This window comes from Hymenobacter norwichensis DSM 15439 (assembly GCF_000420705.1).
GTDB lineage: Bacteria > Bacteroidota > Bacteroidia > Cytophagales > Hymenobacteraceae > Hymenobacter > Hymenobacter norwichensis.
On record NZ_ATVL01000006.1, the window covers coordinates 1,121,524 to 1,136,872 of the forward strand.

At 59.5% G+C, this 15,349-nt stretch carries 7 protein-coding genes and 1 pseudogene; 4 read left to right on the forward strand and 4 right to left on the reverse strand.

The window, feature by feature from the left end; genetic code table 11:
- Positions 1-65: 65 nt before the first annotated feature.
- Entirely contained in the window at positions 66-2,198 is a 2,133-nt protein-coding gene (locus G536_RS26505) for a TonB-dependent receptor plug domain-containing protein (RefSeq protein ID WP_245575750.1), read from the reverse strand.
- A gap of 262 nt (positions 2,199-2,460) precedes the next feature.
- Between G536_RS26505 and G536_RS0106015 the strand changes: the two genes are divergently transcribed.
- On the forward strand, positions 2,461-2,991 hold the full coding sequence (locus tag G536_RS0106015) for a hypothetical protein (protein ID WP_022822686.1): 531 nt from the start codon (positions 2,461-2,463) through the stop codon (positions 2,989-2,991).
- A gap of 90 nt (positions 2,992-3,081) precedes the next feature.
- On the opposite strand, the gene G536_RS0106020 is transcribed toward G536_RS0106015, so the two are convergent.
- The 3 genes from G536_RS0106020 to G536_RS0106030 all read right to left on the reverse strand — a co-directional run bounded on the left by G536_RS0106020 (position 3,082) and on the right by G536_RS0106030 (position 9,236).
- Entirely contained in the window at positions 3,082-4,383 is a 1,302-nt protein-coding gene (locus G536_RS0106020; protein WP_022822687.1) for a hypothetical protein, read from the reverse strand.
- A 48-nt stretch (positions 4,384-4,431) separates the two neighbouring features.
- The gene (locus tag G536_RS0106025; RefSeq protein ID WP_022822688.1) at positions 4,432-6,009 is read right to left on the reverse strand and encodes a SusD/RagB family nutrient-binding outer membrane lipoprotein; all 1,578 of its coding nucleotides are present in this window, start codon (positions 6,007-6,009) and stop codon (positions 4,432-4,434) included.
- Positions 6,010-6,110: 101 nt separating this feature from the next.
- Positions 6,111-9,236: a SusC/RagA family TonB-linked outer membrane protein gene (locus G536_RS0106030; RefSeq protein ID WP_033369511.1), complete on the reverse strand. Its 3,126-nt coding sequence runs from the start codon at positions 9,234-9,236 to the stop codon at positions 6,111-6,113.
- A gap of 897 nt (positions 9,237-10,133) precedes the next feature.
- Between G536_RS0106030 and G536_RS0106040 the strand changes: the two are divergent.
- From G536_RS0106040 to G536_RS0106050, 3 genes and pseudogenes are all read left to right on the forward strand, one after another.
- A pseudogene (locus G536_RS0106040) lies at positions 10,134-10,577 on the forward strand (class I SAM-dependent methyltransferase); the annotation flags it as partial.
- A 162-nt stretch (positions 10,578-10,739) separates the two neighbouring features.
- Entirely contained in the window at positions 10,740-13,949 is a 3,210-nt protein-coding gene (locus G536_RS0106045; protein WP_026879884.1) for a SusC/RagA family TonB-linked outer membrane protein, read from the forward strand.
- Between the two features lie 81 nt (positions 13,950-14,030).
- Positions 14,031-15,347 carry a RagB/SusD family nutrient uptake outer membrane protein gene (locus G536_RS0106050; RefSeq protein ID WP_022822693.1) on the forward strand — a complete coding sequence of 439 codons (1,317 nt, stop codon included), beginning with the start codon at positions 14,031-14,033 and terminating at the stop codon, positions 15,345-15,347.
- Positions 15,348-15,349: the final 2 nt, after the last annotated feature.

The window sequence follows — 15,349 nt, forward strand, 5'->3', positions numbered from 1 at the left end:
GTAGTGGGTATTTGTGATTGATAATCAATCATTTGTCTGGAATCTAACCACTCAATACTGAATTGCTATCGGCGCTTGCCTAGCTCTAGCGCGATACTGGCGTAGTAGAGCCGGCCGGGTAGCGTGCTGATGTAAGTCGGGTTGGTGTAGCCGAGCAGGTTGTCGAGGCCGGCTTGCACGGTTAGGCGCTGGCGGAAGGTTTTGGCGGCGGCCACGTTCACCAGCCAGTAGCCGGGCACGTACTCCTGGTCGGCATCCAGAATGGCGTTGCCGTTCAGGTCGCCGAAACCGTAGCGGCCCCGGTAGATGCCCCGCGCACTCGCCGACCAGCCGGTTTGCTGGTTTTCGTAGAACAGCTTCAGGTTCAGGGAGTGGCGGGAGCGGTTGTAGAGGCCGCCGTAATCCTGGGGCTGTACCCGCTCGGTTTCCTGGGTTTGCGGGTCCTTGCGAAATACTTCGCCGGCCTCCAGCTTGTCCACCACCGCTTTGTCTTTGGCGAACAGCAGTTGGTAGCCGCCGCTTACCGTGAGGCGGGGCGTGAGCAGGTAGCGGGCGTCGGCCTCCAGACCTTGGGTGTAAGCGCGGGTCACGTTGCGGTACGAGTACACCGACTGCCCATTCACTTTCAGAGCCACCGCCGCCGTTTCAATCAGGTTGCGCAAGTCGTTGCGGAAGCCATTGATGGTGACGCGCGTCTTGGCGTTCGGGTCGAGCTGCACGCCCACGTTGTAGGCCAACGAGCTTTCGGCCGTGAGGCCACTGGCCTGCGCCAGCACCGCCTCGTACACCACCGGCTGCCCGGTTTCGGTGTCCACGGCCAGCTGGCCCTGAGCTGCCAACTGCGCCACTTTTTCACGCACTTGGTTGGTGCCGAACACGCTGTAGCCGATTACCGGATTCGAGAAGTTCAGGTACAACTGCCGGAAGTCGGGGGCCCGGTAGCCGCGGCCCGCCGAGCCCCGCACCGCCAGCCACGGCCGCACCTGGTAGCGCCCCGACACCTTGGGGCTGAACTGCCCGTCGTATTGGCTGTGGCCGTCGTAGCGAGCGCCCAACACCAAGTTCAGGCGCGGCATCGGCGTCCAGTCGTACTGCCCGAACAGGTAGTGGGCCCGCAGCTGCTGGCGCTGCTCGTAGCGGGTGGCTTCCACGGTTTCGCGCAGGTAGCCCGCGCCGCCGGTCAGGGTCTGGTTGGGTTGCAGCTGCCAGTCGAGTTGCAACTCGGGGCGGGTGAAGGTCTGGTGGAAATACGAGGTGTCGTAGGGCTGGCCGTCGGCGCGGTAGGTGTAGTCTTCGCGGGTGCGGTAGCCGCTGTGGTAGAGGCGGGCCGTGGCAAACAGCTGGTCGCTGAAACGGTGCGTGAGCACCGGGTTGAGGTTGTAATCGTGCTGCCGCGACTTAGCTGCTACCACGGCCGCCGCGCCGGTTTCGGCCGTCACGGTCATGTCGCTGTGCTGGCCTTCGGTGAAATACCGCCCCGAAACACTGAGGTTGTTTTTCTCGCCGAGGTGGTACATAAAGCGGCTTTGGGCGGTATAGCTGGCGAAAGGCGGCTGGGTGGGGCCGGTGCCACTCGGCAGCAACGTGTAGCCCTGGGAGCTGTAGCGGTTCACGAAAACCGTGACACCCGCCCGCTCGCCCTTGGTGTTGAAAGTGCCGCCCAAGTCCAGCGTGCGGTTGGAACCGTAGCGCAGCCGCACGTCGCCGCTGGTGCCGGGTTGGGGCTTCTCGGTGATGATGTTCACCACGCCCGCCAGCGCCTCCGAGCCCCACAACGCCGAAGCCGGCCCTTTCACCACTTCCACCCGCTGAATGTTGCCCACGGCCACCCGCGAGAGTTCCAGCGTGCCCGCCGTGCGCCCAATCAGCGGCTCCCCGTCCACCAAAATCAGGGTGTATTCGGGGTTGAGGCCCTGCATTTGCACGCCCTGCCCGTGGTCGTTGACGGTAGTGAGGCCGGTTTGCTCGCTCAGCACGTCGCCAAGCCGCAACGAGCCCATGGCCTTGATTTGCTGCTCACTCACCACCGTCACCGGAATCGGTACCTCGGTCAGGCTGCGCTCGGTGCGGGTGGCCGTCACTACCACTTCCCGCAACGCCAAGCGGCGCAAGCTGTCCGGCTGGGCAACTGCGCTCTGCTGAGCCAGCGCGGACGCCGGCAAGCCAAGCAACAAGCAGAAAGGAGTGAGGTGATGCATACAGTTGACAAGCAGGCAAGGCAATTTCGAGGCGACTCTGAGTGGTGGTAGCTCGATTGACTTGTGTGTTTTGTTTAGACATATTCTAAACAGTGCTCAAATGTATGGGTCAAGAAGTTGTAGCCAATGCTTATTTAGAATAATTTTAAATAAAGTTGTGATTGTTAGATTCCCTGTTCTACCTTCGCCTCACTTACCTCCTGCAACGACTGATTCACGGTTTGCGAATCGCGAATTTCACCCCTTCCAGACCCGTTTTTGTATGCGCAAGCACAACGGTATGCGGCCCCAGGATGTAGTAGTGTTATTGAAGATTACCACGCTAACCACTACTTCCTGGCAAGGCAAAGACCTAGCCGCTGCCCTCTTCATCAGCCCCGCCGAAATATCCGACGCCCTGCGCCGGTGTCAGTACGCCCGCCTGCTCCAGCCCGACGGCCGGACGGTGCAGCAGCAGGCCTTATTGCGGTTTCTCCAGCACGGCTTGCCCTACGTATTTCCGGCGCATCCCAGCGGCTTCGTGCAAGGCACCCCCACGGCCTGGAGCGCCTTGCCCAACCTGCCGCAGCTCCGCACCCCCACCGAACCCGCCTACGTGTGGCCCGACCCCGAGGGCCAAGCCTGGGGCCTATCCGTCAGCCCGCTGTACGCGAGTACTCCCGCCGCCGCCCGCCTAGATACGGAGTGGCACGCGGTGCTAGCCCTGGTTGATGTGCTGCGCCTCGGTGTCAGCCCACAGCGCAAGGCAGCGTATGAGCTACTAAGCGCCAGGCTGGTGCCGCAAGTAGCGTAGGGGAGAGGTCCGCACACAAAAAAGCCCGGTCCTGGGCAAGCAATTGTGCTTGCTTCAAGACCGGGCTTTTGTTGCCCTGTTTCGGAGGTGCTACAGGGCTTTCACCGCCAGTGTCACGGCCACGTCGGTAGCCGAGGTGCGGTTGATGCCCGTCACGGTGAAAATGGCGTACTGGTCGGCGCCGCGCAGGCGGGTGATGTACACGCTGCCCACCGTCACGTTGTCGATGGTGGTAAGCTGGGCAGTGCTGGCAGCCGTGAGGTAGGCTTGGCGGATGCTGTTGAGCGTGGCCGCGTTGTAAGCTGCCGCCGTTGACACCAGGAACCGGCTGGTGTTCAGGGCTTGCAGGCGCACCGCATTGCTGGCCGTGCTAGTAACGGCTACGTCCTTGGTGGCGGGAGCATTAGCAAACGGTACTGCCATGAAGGTGGTCAGGTCGTACGCCGCCAAGTCGCCGCCGTTGGTGCCAGCGTAGGTGAGCGTGACGGTGCGGGCCGCCGCTAGTGCCGTGGGCGTACCCGGCGTAATGGCCGTGGCCGTAACAGTAGCCGTGCGGTAGGTGAAGTTGGTCGGCGTCGTTATGGGGCGGGGCGCTACGCTTTGGTAGCGGCTTTTCGCTTCAAACCGAAACACCAGTGGCTGGCCACTGCTGCCAGCGGGCAAGGTCAAATCCACGTTTACGGTGGCCGCCGCCCCGGTTTGGGTGCCGGCCGTGGGTAGGCGCTGCCGCGCGAACCGCCGCTCCGCCGCCGTGCCGATGCGGACGTAGGTAATCAGACTGTCAATGTCCTTGTATAGAATGCCCGCCGTGGTAATGGCCGTGGCTGAGGTGATACCACCGGCATTCAACACCACCGGAAAACGCACTACGTCGCCGGGCACGGGCGTGGTAGTGCTGGGAGCGGTGATGTTAGTGGGCGTGTTCAGGCTGATGGTCGGCGTGGCTTCGGCCACCCGAAACGAGGCCGAGCGGGTCCGAAACTGGCCGTTGGTGCTCACTACCCGCGCATCCAACCGAATCAGGGCTTTGTTGGCGGCCGTGGGCACCACGTAATTGATGAGCAGCGTATCGGCGTTCTTGGTTTTCGAGTAAGCGGCCTGGTATGGGATGGTTTGCACTACCACCGAGTCGCGGGATGGTTCCACTTTCTGTAGCACCAGAATCTCCTTGATAGGGTCGGTTTGGGGGGCAAAATTCAACTCGACCGTCACGGTTTCGCCAACAGCGTACTTGGTGGCTATGGGAAAGGGCGTGGTACTGCTCACGATGGTGGGAAACCGCTCGCCAACCAGCGTATAGTTCTCGTCTATTTCCTTGTCGCAGCTGGCCGTCAGGGTCAGCAAACCAACCAGCAGCCCCGGCGTGGCGCGCCGTACTAATGAATATGTCATGTCGGAAGTTCAATCAGGTTAGGGAAAGGACACAAGCCGGATGGGTCACTACGGCTGATCAAACCACATGGGCTTGGCCACGTAATCGGGCGCGGTAGCCCCAATGCGGGCTATTTCGGCGGGGTTGTACAACACCTCGGTAGCGCCCGGCAGCAACCGGCGCGGAAACTGCCCCATCAATGCCGGATTGACGCCCGTTGGAACCTGGAAATTTACGTAGTACTGCGTGGAGAAATCCAGCCGACGCAAATCCGACCAGGTATCCGGATTCAGGAACATGGCAATGTACTTCTGCTCCATAATGCGGCGCAAATCCAACTCAGCTTCGTTCTGTGCCACGGCGGCGCTAGCCAGATATGTTGTAATCTGGGCGGCTGTAATAGCCGGAAACGTAACCGTGAGGCCCTGCGACGCAGCCGTACCGCCCGCGCTGATTTTGGCCATGTGCGCCCGGATACCTTCGCGGTAGGCGGCCAGCGCCCGGCTGCGGTTGCCCGCCCGGAATGCAGCTTCCGCCTCAATAAACTTCAGCTCGTGGTAGGTGATAACCTCGAAATAGCCCAAGTCGCGAGCGTACCAGGAGCTGTAGAAATCGGTGACGGTGGTGCCGGCCGCCGCCCCCGGCGACAGGTTGGAGGTAGTAGTAGCTACACCAACGCCGGGGTCAACGCCGGTGCTAACCGCGGCGGCGGTGGTACCGCTGGCCGGCACGTTCAGGGCCATCACCCCGAAGCGCGGGTCGATGACGCCGGGGTAGGTGCGGCCGTCGAGGTACTTGATGAAGTTCGAGGAGAACGTAGCCGTACCAAAATTGGCGCGGGTGGTGCCGAAGATGTTGGTGGTGCTTAAAATGGGCGGTGCCGGGGCTTGGTAGTTGAGTTGGGCGTCGTCGGCCGTGGACGTCATGCCCTTATCGCAGAGCGCCAGAATGGTGGTGGCGTCGTAGGAAGTTTTCTTGGTGAGGTGCTGAAGCTGCCGAGCTTTGAGCGTGTTGGCCAGCTTCACCCATTTCTGCGCGTCGCCCCGGAACAAGATGTCGCCGCTGATGCTGGGCGAGGTCACGTACAGCGGCCGGAAGTTGGCCGAGGCCGGCTTGCTCATCTCCACGATGCCCTCATCGAGCAGGCGCAGAATGTTGTCGTAAATGTCTTTCTGGTCATCGTACTTGGGCGTGTAATTGGCCGCGCCCAGGAATGCTTCCGAGTACGGAATGTCCCCCAGCATATCGGTGGCGTGAGCCAGCACCAGGGCCATCATAATCTTGCCAGCCCCCACGTAATACACCGAGCCTTCGGCCTGCGCCTGCTCGATCATCGGGCCAATGTTGCCGGCCGAATAGAAGTAGGTGTAGTTGAAGGTGTTGGTGCTCTGGGCGTTGGTGAAATAATATTGGTCGTTGCCGCCGCTGCTGCGCGTCCGGCTCACCACATACTGCGTGATGAACGGCGTGCGCAAGGCCGTAAACATTTGGGTTTGAATGCCGTTGGAAATGATGTTGGGCAACAGGAAATTCGGCGTAGCCGAAATCGGGTTGTTGGGGTCAGTATTGACGTCGAGGTAATCGTCGCAGGAAGTCAGAGCGCCGCCACCTAGCAAGAGCCCCAGGAAAAGCAGATATTTTTTCATTGAAATTCGATGTTGATGGTTGGTTGCTGATGGGTGATAGTTGACTGACTAGGTGAGTAATGCTTGTTCGTGCATCGCCAACCAATCATTCACCCATCAGCCTAAAAATTGACTCGCAGGCCCATGTCCACGCCGCGGGTGGCGGGCACGCTGCCGTAGTCGAAGCCGCCCGAGCCGCCACCCCGCACGCCGGCGCCGGCGGCGGAGGTTTCGGGGTCGGTGCCCGAGTAGTTGGTGAGCAGCACCAAGTTGCGGCCGGTTACGCTCAACTCCACGCCCTTCACAAACGACTTCCCAAACAGACTTTTCGGTAAGCCGTAGCTCAGCGTCACGTAGCGCAAGCGACTCCACGAACCATCTTCAATAAACGCCGAACCTACCCGCGCCAACACATCCTGGTAGTAGCCCTGCGTGAGCTCGGCGGGGCGGGTATTCGGGGTGTAGGTGATGGTGCCATCGGCAGCCGGCGCGGATGCCACCACGCCCTGGAATACGCCTTGCTTGTACCGGTCGAGGGTACGCAGGCTGGTGCCGCGGCTGGTGGCGTACCAGTCGTTGCCGTTCACCACTTTGCCGCCTTTGCGGAAGTCGAGCAGGAACGCCAATGACAACCCTTTGTATGTAAATGTGTTGGTGAGCTGCACCGTGTAATCGGGGGCGCGGTTACCCTGGTAGGTGAAGGCCGTATTTACCAGCGGTAAACCCGTGGTGGCGCTAATCAGAATCTGGCCGTCGGGGGCGCGCTGGTAGTCGGTGGCCCCGATGGAGCTGATGGCTTCGCCCGGAAACGCGCCGCCTTGTGCCACGTCGATAATAGCCGCATCCGACTGGTACACTACGGTCAGCACCGACGGCAACTCAATGGTTTCGTTGCGGTTTTTGTAGAAGTTGGCGGCCACGTCCCAGGTGAAATCACCTTTGATTGGCGTGCCGTTCAGCGAGATTTCCACGCCCCGGTTGCGCACCCGGCCGCCGTTGATGTATTGCAGAATAAAGCCCGACGCCTGGCTCACGCGCGGTGCAATCAGCTGGTCGCGCGTCACGGACTGATACACGTTGAAGTCCAGCCCCAAGCGGTTTTGCAGAAAACGCAGCTCCACGCCGGCCTCATAAGAGCGGCTGCGCTCCGGTTTCAGCAGGCGGTTCGAGCCGAAAAAGCCGTTACGGAAGCCCCCGCCAATGTAGGTGGCCTGCGCCAGCGGTGAATCTACGCGGTAGGGGCCGGTGTCTTTGCCCACTTCCGCCGCCGATGCCCGTAGCTTGCCGTAGTTGAGAATCCGGTTCTGGTCGAGGCCCAGCGTGCGGGTGAATTCGTAGCCCACCGACGCCGAGCCGTACCCGAAGGCCCGGCCGAAGTTCTTGTTTTCGCTAGGCCGGGGCAAGGTCGAGGATTGGTCCACGCGGCCTTGCAACTCCACGAACACCTGGTCGAACAAGGTCAAACTCAAGCGAGCGAAGTTGCCCACCAGCCGCCGCTCCCGAATGGTCGTCAGCGCGTTGCGAAATACGGTGTTGTTGATGCTGACCAGCGTGGGGTTCTGGAAGGTGGTACCCAGCGTGTTGGTTTCGTCGCTCCGGGCCTGGTCGAAGCTGTTGCCCAGCACCACCGAGCCCGAGAAGTTCTCACTGAACCGGTGTTGCAGCGTCGCTAGCAAGTTGGACGTCAGCGTGCGGCTGAACGTTACGGTTTCGGCAATGCCACCGTCCTGATAACCCACCTGCGAGGTGCCAATGGCCCGCACCGACCGGTTGCGCTCGGTGTACAAATCGGCCCCGATGTTATAGTTGAACGTCAGCCACTTGGTAGCGGCGTAAGTGAGCGAGGTATTGCCAATAAACCGGTCGGTCCGGTCGGTTTGCGGGTTGCGCTCTACCGTGAAATACGGGTTGTCGGGGTCCTGGGTGCCCACGCCGGCAATGAGGCGGCGGCGGGTGCCGTCGGGATTGAGGTAGTTGCGGGCGTCGTCGTTGCGAGGCCAGTTCAGCAAGCTCACGAAGAAGCCGCTCGGCGAGCCACCCGTGCCAAATAGTCCGTTGGCCTGCAACGGCCGCTCGCCACCCGAATTGATGTAGTTGGCCGAAGCCGTAGCACTGATTTTCGGGGAAAACTGCGCCGTGCCCGACAGCCGCAACGATACCCGGTCGTAGGCGCTCTGCGGTACCACGCCCTTCTGATCAAGCTGCGAAACCGACAGGAAATAGGTGGCTTTCTCGGAGCCGCCTGACATGTTCAGGAAGTTCTGAAACGTGGTGCCCTTGCGGAAAATATTGCCCAGGTTATCGTACACCGGCTGGCCTTCGGCGAAGCGCGGCCCCCACGAGGCGCGGGTAGTGGCATCGAACACGCCGCCCGACCCCTGCCCGTACTGGTTTTGCAGTTCTGGCAACCGGTTCACTTCATCCACCGAAAACTGGGTGCGGTAGTTGATGCTCATGGTGCCCTTCGAGCCGCGCTTGGTTTTGATGATAACGGCCCCGTTGGCGGCTCGTAGCCCGTAAAGCGTGGCGGCGGCCGGCCCTTTCAGCACCGTAATGCTTTCGATATCCTCGGGGTTGAGGTCGGAGGCGCGGTTGGTGGTGCCCACCGAGCGGCCCGTCGTACCATTAAAGGCCGAACCCCCGCCCGGCAGCGTTGACTCGGTGAACGAGTTGTTGTCCATCGTAATACCGTCGATGACGAACAGCGGCTGGTTGTCGCCATCGAGCGAGGTGCCACCCCGAATGACAATGGCCGCGCCTTCGCCGGGCGCGCCACCCGAGCTGGTGATGTTGACGCCGGCAATCTTGCCCTGCAAGGCATTCACCACGTTGGTTTGGCGCGAGTCAATCAACTCCTTGCCTTCCACTTGCTGCACTCCGTAGTTCACTTCCCGGCGCTCCTGCTCGATGCCATAGGCCGTTACTACCACGTTGTTCAGCTCGGTGGTATTCTCCCGCAGCCCAATATCTATGCTGCTGTCGTCGCCGATGGCGCGCTCCAGGGTGGTGTAGCCGATGAAGCTGAAGGTGAGCGTGCTACCCGGCGCGGCCTGAATGGTATAGCGGCCGTCGGCGCCGGTGCTGGTGCCGGTAGTGCTGCCTTTCACGAGCACCGTTACGCCTGGCAGCGGGCTCCGGTCGGTGGCCGACGTGACGGTGCCAGTGATGGTGCGCAAGTTCTGCTGGGCGTGGCCGGGAAGTACGGCGGCCATGCTCAGCGCCGGCGCTAGCAAGTAAAGTCTGTTCATAGGAGAGAGGGAAATAGGGAAACAGAAAACATGAGAGAAAACAGCGGCAGGAATTAGGCTGCTACACGCAGTCCAATTCCTGCCTGAGCAGCTACTCAGGCGCAAGTGCCAGACAATATGAAAAGTAGCTGCTGCGCATAGGGGGTGGTGAGAGAGTGAAGCTTAGGCCGCAGAACACATTGGGAAGCACTGTAAAATAGATCCTGATAAGCGTGTTTTTCAAGGAAAATAGGTCCTAAGCTAAAAATCATCCTAAGTGAAATCAACTATATATGGCATTTAATGTAGGTATTTTTCAACTTTAGATGCTTTCAGAAAAGCATCAGCTTACTAGTGCAGCCACCTTCACCGTCCGCGTCATGTTCAACGTCACTGCTGCTACCCGCGTCCCCATCCGGGTTTCCCCCAGTTCCGAGTTGGCTGCCTTCATTTGCCAGGGGCTGCCGAGGTCTGTGCTATCGTGCTGGACCTAGTCACCAGCTTGTCGCCGACGTGGCTGTACTAGAAACTGGTGCGGCTGCACGTGCCGTGAGCAAGAACTGAACTTGAGAATATAGTGAAGGCCAGCTTTAATGAGTATTGTCTCCGAGGGTATCGAGCCCTTTGTGCGCTGAGAGTTTCGAATAACAACCTAGTGTGTGAATAGATCAGTTTTCTAATTCAAAGCTCCTCGGTTATGCACCAATCTGATACGCCCTTAGCTACCTATCCGCCCCCGCCTCCCAATGCCACGCCCGCGCAGCAGCGCGAATACGAACGAGGGCGCTGGAATCATTTTCTGCTGGATGCAACTTGGCGGCGTACACGCTTCAACGAGCAGCCAAACACATTGCTCGTGGAGGCAGTGCAGGGCCGCCAACCCGGTAAAGCGCTGGATATGAATATGGAGAGGGACGCAATGCTTTATACCTGGCTCAGCAGGGCTGGCAGGTGACGGGCGTGGATATTGCCGACCAAGCGCTGGCGCACGCCCAACAACGAGCCCAACGGCTAGGATGCCAGCTGACCACCATTGAGCAGGATGCTGATACGTACGATTGGGGCATCGGGGAATGGGACTTAATTGTTCTGTGCTACGCCGATGAACGTACGCATGTGGCGCAGGTGCAAGCCGCCCTTAAGCCCGGTGGCCTGCTGGTGTTCGAAAATTTCCACGCCGATATCAACCAGCTACGGCCAGCCGCTTCCGGTCAGCAAATCGGGTTTGGAACCGATGAGTTGAAGAAGCTGTATGCTGCCGCTGCCTTTGAGATTGTGCGCTACGAAGAGCCAGTAGGAGTGGCTGATTTCTCCAAAGAACAGCACCGGCTGGTGCGGTTAGTGGCTCGTAAGCCTGAATGACTGGTGAGCAGCCTCGGCTGGACAGGAAATTTTTGCACCACTTTGAAGCGAGTAGGCTAGGGCTTTTCTGCTGGAAACACTAGTTGTGTTTTGGGGAGTGGTAATATCATATATTGACGAATAGTATAGCTCTCCTTCCACTTTCTTTCCCCACTTCCCACTATGCGAAACACCTACTTTTCAACGAGGCTGACCCTACTGTTGGGTGGGCTGCCCCTCGGGCTGCTGCCCGCCGCCCCAGCCGTTGCGCAGGATAGCGCCCGGCAGGCCTACACGCTCCAGGGCCGGGTTACGGATGAGCGGGGGCAGGGCGTGCCTGGCGTTACGGTGCTGCTGGGCGGTACTACGCTCGGCACCGCCACCAACCTTGATGGCAACTACACGCTACCTGTACAGGTAGCGCCGGGTAGCTACACGCTCAATTTCTCTACTATCGGCTTCAAAAGCCAGTCCCGGCCAATTACGCTGGGCGGCAGCACTACTGTCAGCACCGATGCATCCTTGACGGAAGCCCGGCAGAACCTGGATGATGTAGTGGTAATTGGCTCCACCATTAGCGTGAACAAGCGCGAGTTGGGTAATGCCATCAACACCATAACGGCCAAGGACCTGGTGCAAAGTGGCTCGGGTGGGGTGCTTACCTCGTTGCAGGGTAAAGTGCCCGGCGCGCAGATTACACAGAACTCCGGCGACCCATCGGGGGCCATGTCGGTGCGGCTGCGGGGGGTACACTCCCTAGCGGGCACTTCCGACCCACTCTATGTTATCGACGGCGTAATTATCAGCAACGCCAGTACCAACGTGTCGCAGCTGGCCGCGGCGGCCGATAACGGCATTGGTTCGGCCAGCGCCGGCCAGAACCGTCTGGCTGACCTCAACCCCAACGATATTGCCAGCATCAACATCATTAACGGGGCGGCGGCAGCGGCGCAGTACGGCTCCCGAGCCGCCAATGGCGTGGTGCTCATCACTACTAAGCGGGGCCAGACCGGTGCGGCGCGGGTGTCAGCGTATAGTAGTTTCAACATCAATGAGCTACGCAAATCGGTGCCGGTGAATACTTATGGCAAGCAGTTTGGGTTTGCGGGATTGCGCCTCTATACTATTGGGGCGCCCACGCCGGCCCAAATTGCGGCTAATCCTAGCACTACCACGGTAGGTATTGTACGGGCAGGTGCTACCACCCAGCTGGCCACCAACTTGGTAGATGTGCCACGCTATAACTACTTCGATGAGATATTCCGGACCGGCTATGGCACCGACAACGGAGCGTCTATTTCGGGCGGTTCGGAAGGCACGCAGTACTTAGTGTCGGCGGGCTACCTCAACAACCAGGGCATCATCAAGGACACCAACTTCCGGCGCTACAATTTGCGGGCCCGGGTAGACCAGCGGCTCACCAAATGGGCAAAGGTGTCGGGCGGACTGGCGTACAGCAACAGCTTCTCGAACGAGAAAGCCAACGGCAACGTGTTCTACAGCCCCGTCAACTCCATCAACATCACCAACAACATCTACGACATCACGCAGCGCGACGTGAATGGCAATTTGCTGGCCGTGGAGCCCACCCGCGTAAATCCGCTGTCTACTATCGAGGACATGAAATTCACGCAGGCTGTGAACCGGACCATCTCCGATTTGCAGGTGAATCTGACGCCGTTTAAAGGCTTCTCCATCGACTATGTGGTGGGGGTAGATTCGTACTCGCAAGTGGGTCAGAACTACATTCGGCCTTACCCGTACCAGGCCACGGCCGGTTTGCCGCTAGCACGGTACCCCTTCGGATTTGCAGCCGATGCTAACAATTCCGTGCTGCAACTGAACTCGGACATCAACCTGGGCTACGAACGGGCCCTGACCGAGAACTTCAAAGTAACGTTGTTGGCCGGCTACAGCTACCAGTACAGCCGCCAAGAGCTTTCCCGCACGCAGGGGCAAAACTTAGTGCCGTTCGTAACGACCGTGAGCGGAGCGGCCAACAACACGGTGATATCTAGCTTCGACCGCAACCAATACGACCTGAGCGGCGCCTATGTACAAGGTACCGTGGGGTTCCGCAACCTGGCGTTCCTAACTGGTGCCGTGCGGCGCGACCGTTCATCGGTTTTCTCGGATTCAGAAACCAACCAGTTCTACCCCAAGGTGAGTGGCTCGCTGGTAGTGTCGGATATCGGGTTCTGGCAGAATGCAAACTTTGCAAAAACCTTTTCTACTCTGAAACTACGGGCCAGCTACGGCGACGCTGGCAGCCTAACTGCCAACAATCCTTACCAACGCTTCTACCCGTTTCAGCCCGTCGGATTTTTGGGTAAGAACACCTACTTGCCAGGGTCGGAGTTGGCAAACCCACAGGTGCGGCCGGAGCGTATGCGGGAGCTGGAAGGAGGCGCTGACCTCGGCTTCTTTAACGACCGAATAGCATTGGGGGCCACCGCCTACCGTCAGACTACCAGAGAGTTGCTGGTGCGGCGTAACTTAGCTTCTTCGGTAGGAGGATCTAGCATCCTCAACAATGTGGGCACGGTGCAAAACCGCGGTATAGAGTTGCAACTGAATGCAGCGGCCCTCAAAACCACCGATTTCCGCTGGGATGTACTGCTGCTCTTCAACCGCAACCGCAACAAAGTAGTGAACCTGCTCGGGGACGCGGCCAACCAGGCCATTGCAGTTGATAATGTGGCGGGGGCACCAGTCTATTTGCTCAACGGTCAGCCAGTAGGGGTGTTCTACGGATCGGGCTACGCCCGCAACCCCGATGGCTCGTTGCTGCTCACCTCGCAGGGCTTTCCGCAGGATGAGCGCACCACGGGCCAAGCCGTAGGCTCGGTTAACTATGTGCCCTCCCGCGGGGCCGACGGGCAGCCGAGCTACGGCGCCGGTACTTCCATTGCCAACGTGCTCATTGGCAACCCCAATCCCGATTGGACCGGCTCGTTTGGCACAACCCTCACCTACAAGAAACTCGCCCTGCGCGGACTGCTGGATGTGGTGCAAGGCGTAGATGTGTTCAACGCCGACAAGCGCACCCGGCAGGGGGTAGGTCTGGGCGACCTGGCCGAAAAGGAACTGCGGGGTGAGCTACCGCGCGGCTACATCTTTGCCGTGTACAACACCCAGGAATTCCGGATTGACGACGGCTCGTTTGTAAAGCTACGCGAGGTTGAGCTAAGCTACACGCTGCCAACCATCAGCAAGTACATCAGCAATCTGAGCTTGTCGTTGATTGGGCGCAACCTATATTCCTGGGACAACTACAACGGCTTCGACCCAGAAACCAGCGCGGGTGGCTCTTCCGATTTGCTGCGGGCCATCGACTTCGGCAACGTGCCCGTGCCACGCACTTATCAGCTGCGGCTTTCGGCCACTTTCTAGCCTGGGTTGACTGCTCGCCTAGATATTTTGGGCAGCACAATATTTAGTAGGCTTTCCATCATCTTCTCTTTTGCTTCTGCCATGAATAAATATATTTCCTCTTTCCTCATGCTGCTGGTAACGCTGAGCAGCTGCGAAAAAGAATATCGAAACCCCAGCACGGCCACTCAAGACCAGGTGCTTACCTCGTCGGATGGGCTGATTACGGTGTGCAATGGGCTGCAATACCGCTACACCACGGGCGCGGCCGTGAGCGTGCTCTACAACACCGTCGCCGCTGGCGGCCTGAGCACCGGTGAGCTGCGGATTTTAAATGTGGGCAACATCGAGGAGTTCAACGTTAGTGTTGGCGCGGGCAACCTCACCAACGCTAACGGGGTGGTGCGCAACCTCTGGACCCAATGCCAGCTAGTGAAATCCAATGCCGACCTGCTACTCGCCAACACGGCCAGCGCCACCGATGCAGGTACTCGTAGCGGGGTAGTAGCATACGCTTCCATCTTTCGGGCGCTGGCTTTAGGCACATTAGCTCAGTATTTCGAACAGGCGCCGCTGGTAGTGCAAGCCAATGCCCCGTTTGTGAGCCGAATTGAGTTGCTCCGGTCGGCGGTAGCACAGCTGGAAGTAGCGGCTACCGACTTGGCAACTGCTCCTGTTTCTGCCGATTTCAACGCCAAAATTGTACCCGGCATCGACATCCCGAATACCGTGCAGGCGCTGATTGCACGCTACAGCCTGATGGCCGGCGACTACGACAAAGCCATAGCCGCTGCCGGGCGCGTGGACTTAACGAGACGCTCAGTGTTCAATTTCGACGAAAATACCCGCAACCCGGTGTTTGAAGTTTCGTTTGGCAACCGCAACGTGTTTGAACCCACCAATGCAACCTTGGGCTTAACTGGCACGCTGGTACCCGAGGCCAACGACCGGCGCCTGCCCTTCCTGGTTCGTACTAATCCAACCGCAACTCAGAACCTGGGTACTGGTTTCTACACGGCCAATAGCGCGCCTATTCCGGTATATGTGCCCGGCGAGATGCTGCTGATTCGGGCGGAAGCCTACGCCCGCAAAAACGACCTGACCAACGCTGTGACGGAGTTGAACCGGGTACGCACCAGCGCGGCCACTGCCACGCTAGCCAATAACCTACCTACGGCTCCTCCTGGTGCGGCGCTGCCGGCCTACAATGGGGCACTCACGCAGGATGCCGTGCTGCTCGATATCTACCGCAACCGTCAATTGGAGCTGGCTTTCCAAGGTTTTCGCCTTGAAGATAGTCGCCGCTTCAACCGCCCTGGCCCTGGCGCCGCGGGTGCTGAGCGGAACCGTAATTTCTTCCCGTACCCCCGCACCGAGCGCGAAAATAATACCGCCACTCCCACTGATCCAGCTATTTAGAT